4 protein-coding genes are annotated in these 5,103 nt (G+C 46.7%); 1 reads left to right on the forward strand and 3 read right to left on the reverse strand.

The genetic code is table 11. The features are described 5' to 3' along the window. From BCU12_RS08700 to BCU12_RS08710, 3 genes are all read right to left on the reverse strand, one after another. A partial coding sequence (locus tag BCU12_RS08700) for an Hsp70 family protein (RefSeq protein ID WP_102403943.1) occupies window positions 1-1,326 on the reverse strand: 1,326 nt, incomplete at its 3' end. Next, a complete protein-coding gene (locus tag BCU12_RS08705; protein WP_102403944.1) occupies window positions 1,326-1,958 on the reverse strand; it encodes a DUF2760 domain-containing protein in 633 nt (210 codons plus the stop codon). The genes BCU12_RS08700 and BCU12_RS08705, both read right to left, overlap by 1 nt. Before the next feature lie 363 nt (window positions 1,959-2,321). Then, a complete protein-coding gene (locus BCU12_RS08710; RefSeq protein ID WP_198599290.1) occupies window positions 2,322-3,344 on the reverse strand; it encodes an MBL fold metallo-hydrolase in 1,023 nt (340 codons plus the stop codon). A gap of 238 nt (window positions 3,345-3,582) precedes the next feature. Between BCU12_RS08710 and ggt the strand changes: the two genes are divergently transcribed. Further along, the coding region (gene ggt, locus BCU12_RS08715) for a gamma-glutamyltransferase (protein WP_347231984.1) at window positions 3,583-5,103 on the forward strand (1,521 nt) is incomplete at its 3' end.

The raw sequence follows: 5,103 nt of genomic DNA on the forward strand, positions 1-5,103 counted from the left end.
TGCTAGCAGTTCTGATTTCAACACCCCGCCGTTAAACAAGATAGCGGTTGGTTTGATAAAGTCTTGCGCAACTGGCTGGTTCTCCATACCGTGAATTCCAGCCATGTTGGCGAATGGGTCAAAGCTTTGAGCGGCTGGCTCTGATGAATGATCACCTTGAGCTGACGCTTGTTTCGTTAAAAACGCTGCGATATGGCGCGTAATGCCTGCATCTTGCGCGTAGGGCAAGCCCATCTGAGTTAATGCACCGCGAGGTTTTTGAACTGGGTGCTCAGAGACAGGAATACTTGGGAAAAAGCCATCAACCAATGTTTGTTGTACTTCTTGCTGTGTTAGCTCTGTTTTTAATGTTGCGCCTAGAAGCTTAGAGCCTCGGCTTGGAACAACGATTGGCACAGAGTGTAAATCAGCGTCGTTAAGCAGTGACTCTTTTGCATCACGGCAAGCGTGTGTCATGGCTTGAATTTGCCATGGTGCCAGTTCTTTACCTTGCTGAGCCAGTTTCATTTTAAGACGGTAAGCAAGGGCGAGATCCATGTTATCGCCGCCGAGCAGAATATGTTCACCAACCGCAATTCGATTAAGCGATAAGTTGCCGTCGTCTTCGGTAACTTCGACGAGTGAAAGGTCGGTTGTACCCCCACCAACGTCAACAACAAGAACAATATCACCGACGTTGACTTCATCACGCCAAGCGTCGCCGCTGTTGTTGATCCAAGAATAAAGTGCCGCCTGTGGTTCTTCTAGAAGAGTCAGGTGTTCGAATCCAGTGTTGCGAGCCGCTTCTGCAGTGAGATCGCGCGCCGCTGGGTCAAATGATGCCGGTACCGTTATGGTCACTTCCTGATCGGACAGAGCTGCATCAGGGTGTGTGTGATCCCAAGCTTGCTTGAGGTGTTCAAGGTACAGCTCTGTTGCCCGAAGTGGCGAGACTTTGCTTACATCTTCAGGGCTTCCTGCAGGAAGAAAGGCATCGCGTCGATTGACGCCGCCATGGCAGAGCCAAGATTTAGCGCTTGCAACCAGTCGAATTGGTGTTTTTGAACCTAGGTTTCGAGCGATAGCACCAACAAGTGCGGTAGGCTCACTAGACCAAGGCAGAACGCGAGACGCTGAATTCATTTCATGTTCATGAGGCTGATAAAGGAATGACCCCAGCTGGTCTTTGCTTTCTACTGTGCCAGGCGCAGTCAATTGAGCAATCGGCAGAACATGAACTTCCGGTAGTTCTGTCGCGTCGATGTGCTTCTCAGTGTAGGACAGCACGCAGTGCGTTGTGCCTAAATCGATACCAACGCTGTATTTTGCAGTGTGTTGATTTTCCATTACAGCTCAACCTCTGCAGGAGCAATGATAGAGGCATCGTAGTTTTGCGCCAATTTCGGCAAAGTCATGTCTGTTGCTTTCCAACCTTTATGAACAAGCGTGCCAGTAAACGGTGCTGAACCAGTCACATTACCTGTTAAGCGAATCTGCTGTGCGTTAAAGCCTTCTTCGATGGTGATACGAGTTTCTTCTTCTTCATCTCGAACTGAGCTTAAAGAGACATAATCATTCAGTACTTTCTGGCCACCGGTATGGATCACGCGAGCAGCTGCGCCAACTTCTTCGTCAGAGAACGAGGTGAGATCTTCTTTAAGGAAGTCGATTAAACGCGCTTCCTGTTGCATGATTGACAGCAATTGCATGGCTGAATCCGTTGAGGCTGTGGCCAACTTAGATTCTACTTCAACCACTTTTTCGATCACTTTTTCTACTTCAACTACTTTTTCGACTTCTACAATTTTTTCTACTGGTTTTTCCACTTCAACAATTTTCTCAACGGGCTTTTCAACCACTTTTTCGATCACGGTAGATTTACGAGAAACTGCGACAAGGAGGAGTAATACACTCGATACGGCTAAGCCTGTGTGAAGCATATCGAATGTTTGGGGAATTAGATTAATATCAAAGTTCATGATGACGCTCTCTTGGTCGTTGTATTATCGGTGACGTTCTCACCGCTGACATGACTTGTTTGCTCTATTGCTTTTTGTCGGTACCTTCAATCATAGGTACTCATGTCTAAAGTCATAGTTTGTTAAGCGTGAAAGTTCGCTCATCAATCGCAAATGCTGAAATCATGCCGAATGTATGGTGTTTATGGTGGCGGATGTTATCACATTCAAGCTTTTTGGCGCGACAAAACAGAGGAATGGCCAGTGATTCTGGTTCGGTTGGTGGCTTTTTGAGCGTTGGCGGCAATCGATTTTCGTTTACTGAAAGAAATATCGATTACCAAGCCAACTGTGATGTCGGTTCAATAGCGATAATTGGCGTTATCACTCCCACCAAATGCCAGGCTTTGATTCTTTTCCCAGTTGAGAAACGACGATCTTTTCTCCAATTTTTGGGCACACCATGTCAACATGGCGTCGCTTGGCTTCGGTTTGCGCTCGCATCAAGGGTTCATTCCATACATGGTATGACAAATCGAAGGTCGTATTATGAATGGGTATCATGTAACGCCCCTGTACATCGATATGAGCCTGAACACTTTGCTCTGGAAACATATGAATATCGGCCCAATTATCATCGTAAGCACCTGTCTCCATCAGCGTTAGGTCAAAGGGGCCGTAACGTTCACCAATTTCTTTAAATCCACTGAAATACCCTGAATCACCACTGAAGAAAAGATGGCATTGATTGGCTTTGACTACCCAACTTCCCCATAAAGACGTGTCTCTTTCTTTAAAGGAGCGACCTGAGAAGTGCTGTGTTGGGGTAAACGCAAAAAGAATCCCATGAATATTGCGAGACTGCCACCAGTTGAACTCAGTGATCTTGCTTTCCGGCACGCCCCATTCAGCTAGGTATTGACCCACATTTGTCGGTACGTAAAAGTGACGCACTTTATGGTGAATGTGTTTCATCGTTTCTTTGTCGAGGTGGTCATAATGATCATGGCTGATTAGACACACATCGATTTCAGGGAGTGCATCAATATCAATTGGCAAGGGGTGATAACGCCTTGGCCCAGCCCAATCTAGCGGCGATGCTCGTTCACTCAAGACGGGGTCAGTCAAAATGACTTTGCCATCAAGTTTCATCAAAACACTGGAGTGACCCAGTCGGTATACACAATCGTCAGTGGTGTGTTCAAAGTCTTGTTTATCAATCGTGACGATGGGAATTTCAGGTGGCTGGAAGTTGAGTAATTTGTCGATGTTCAGGTAGGAGCGAATGGTTGCTATTTTTTCTTTCAAACTGGGTTGGTAACGTGTTTCAGTGTTGAAAAATTGCGGCGGGTTAGAATCATTTTTTAGCAACCATGTTTTCATGCTTTGCGAAAGATGTGCTGGCATATAAGGGCTCTTTATTTGATTTCCTGCCTTTAGTTTTGTCTCAGTTGTTGACAGAGATATGTCGCTAAAACGAAGTTAATGTGTCGATAAAGTGACTAAACTGAAACAATGTGAAGCGTTTAACGATATTGGCTTAGAAAATAACGTTGTATGACTATCTTGACTGTTCGCTTTACCCGGTACTCAAAATAAAATAATAAGGACATGTATGTTTAATCCTCGTTTACTCCAACTCAGTATGGCCTGTGCTTTCATTTCCTCTGGCGTTAGTGCGCAAGGTGCCGATGTAGCTGACAGTGTCGCCCCTGAATTTACCAGCCAGGTCACCTCTAAAAAGAGTGTTGTTTCGGAAAACTTCATGGTGGCCGCGGCGCACCCTTTAGCCGTAGAGGCGGGTTATGACGTACTGAAAAAAGGCGGCACGGCAGCTGATGCTTTAGTGGCGGTTCAAACCGTCTTAGGTTTAGTTGAACCTCAATCTTCAGGCTTAGGCGGCGGCGCGTTTCTGGTTTATTACGACGCGAAAAGCAAACAGCTAACCTCTTTTGATGGGCGAGAAACAGCGCCTTTGGCAGCAAGGCCCGAACTATTCCAAGATGAGAACGGCAAACCATTAAAGTTCTTTGATGCTGTGGTCGGTGGGCGCTCTGTTGGTACTCCGGGAACGGTTAAGCTTATTTCGGATATGCATGAAAAATACGGTAAACAGGCTTGGTCTGATTTGCTGCAACCTGCTCAAAAATTGGCAACAGAGGGTTTTGAGGTATCAGAAAGAATGGCCTCTTCAATCGAGCGAGACAAAGCGAGACTCAGTCGATACCCAGACACGAAGGCGTACTTCTTCACTAGCGATGGGCAGCCACTTCAAGAGGGACATTTACTTAAAAATAGTGCTTATGCCAAAACGTTAGAAACGCTTGCCAAAGAAGGCGCGAATAGCTTTTATACGGGGCAGATTGCAAAAGATATTGTGAGTAAAGTGACGGGTATTAGTGATAACCCGGGATTCTTGGCCATGGAGGACTTTTCAACCTACAAGGTCCTTGAACGCGCTTCGACGTGTCTTGCTTATAAACAGTTTGATGTTTGTGGAATGGGGCCTCCTAGCTCTGGCGCCATCACTGTTGGGCAAATACTGGGTATTGCCAGCCACTTTGATCTTGCTGCGATGGGGCCTGATGATCCTCATTCATGGCAAATCATTGGTGATGCCTCTCGATTGGCGTTTGCTGACAGAGGGCGCTACATCGCCGACACCGATTACGTACCAATGCCTGAGGGAATGTTAGACGCTGACTATTTAGAGAAGAGAGCAAGCCTGATTACCAAAGGAAAAGCTCTAGGCAAGGTGGAAGCCGGTAACCCTCGCTGGGAAAATGTGTTGGTGCAGGCGGATGACCAGTCGATTGAGTTGCCTTCAACAACGCACGTGGTGATAGTGGATGCCCAAGGAAATATTATCTCGATGACGAGCACAGTTGAGAATGGATTTGGTTCCCGCGTCATGAGTAACGGGTTCATTTTGAATAACGAGCTAACGGATTTCTCATTTGCTTCTCATGCAAACGGCGCACCGATCGCCAATAGAGTTGAGCCGGGTAAGCGCCCACGCTCTTCAATGGCACCAACGATAGTCATGCAAGATAGTAAGCCCTATATGGCAGTCGGTTCGCCTGGAGGCTCTCGCATTATTGGTTACGTGGCGAAAACGCTGATCGCCCATTTTGATTGGGGCATGGACATACAAGACGCGATCAAT

Origin of the sequence: Vibrio sp. 10N.261.55.A7 (genome assembly GCF_002877365.1) — a bacterium.
Classification (GTDB): domain Bacteria; phylum Pseudomonadota; class Gammaproteobacteria; order Enterobacterales; family Vibrionaceae; genus Vibrio.

What these genes read in the sequence shown, in the direction of transcription:
- BCU12_RS08705 (WP_102403944.1), bottom strand. Translation starts at nt 1,958, where the DNA reads ATGAACTTTGATATTAATCTAATTCCCCAAACATTCGATATGCTTCAC.
- BCU12_RS08710 (WP_198599290.1), bottom strand. Translation starts at nt 3,344, where the DNA reads ATGCCAGCACATCTTTCGCAAAGCATGAAAACATGGTTGCTAAAAAAT.